The 1,053-nt window shown below is 65.2% G+C and carries 1 protein-coding gene; it reads left to right on the top strand.

Translation table 11 applies throughout. The annotated features are described in order from the left end of the window. Window positions 1-215: 215 nt before the first annotated feature. Window positions 216-1,053, top strand: an 838-nt coding sequence (locus AB0M20_RS45485) for an extracellular solute-binding protein (protein WP_364307899.1), incomplete at its 3' end; no start/stop codon positions are given.

Genomic DNA, 1,053 nt, shown 5'->3' with positions numbered 1-1,053 from the left:
CTTGTCTGAAAGCTTTCAGTGGCCGCTTCCGTGCCCGACGATGTTGTCGTCCGGACCGCGCCGCTACGAAATCGTTACCACGACTGTGATTTCCAGTCGAGCAAAATCTTGACATGCGCATGCGTCTCTTCATAACTTGAGCTTCATATTTCGGAAAATCACCGAAAGTTTCGGCTCGAGAGGTGAGCTGCATGGCACCGAGCAAGGTTCTCGCAATGGCCGCTGTGGCGGCGTTGAGCGCCGCGAGCATGGCCGCTTGCAGTGGCGGCGATGACGACGGTGGCGGCGCCGACTCGGGCGGCAACGTCACGATGCAGTTGTGGGAGAACGCCACGACCGGTCCCGGCAAGGCGTTCTGGGACAAGGTCGCCGCCGACTATCACGCCGCCAACCCGACGGTCACCATCAAGATTCAGACGGTTCAGAACGAAGATCTGGACGGCAAGCTGCAGACCGCGCTGAACTCCGGCTCCGCTCCCGACATCTTCCTTCAGCGCGGCGGCGGCAAGATGGCCGCGATGGTGGAGGCGGGCCAGCTGAAGGATCTCACCGACGACATCAGCGCCGAGACCAAGGCGGCGGTGGGCGACGCCGTCCTCGGCACCGGGGCGATCGACGGCAAGACGTACTCCGTTCCGACCTCGATCCTGCCCGGCGGTCTCTGGTACAGCCAGGACCTGTTCAAGGCGGCCGGGGTCACGGCGCCGCCGGCGACACTGGACGACCTCAACGCAGCGGTGGCCAAGCTGAAGGCGAAGGGTACGCCGATCGCTCTCGGCGGCAAGGACGCCTGGCCGGCCGCCCACTGGTACTACTGGTTCGCGCTGCGTGCCTGCAGCCGGGCCACGCTCGACGCCACGGCCAAGAGCAAGACCTTCGACGACGCCTGCTGGACCAAAGCGGGCAACGACCTCAAGGCGTTCGCCGACACCAAGCCGTTCAACGACGGGTTCCTGACCACCTCGGCGCAGCAGGGCGCGGGAAGCTCGGCCGGCCTGATCGCCAACCACAAGGCGAGCATGGAGCTCATGGGCGCCTGGGACCCGGGTGTGA

Origin of the sequence: Actinoplanes sp. NPDC051633 (assembly GCF_040681735.1) — a bacterium.
GTDB lineage: Bacteria > Actinomycetota > Actinomycetes > Mycobacteriales > Micromonosporaceae > Actinoplanes.
This window is presented reverse-complemented; position numbering and strand designations above follow the sequence as displayed.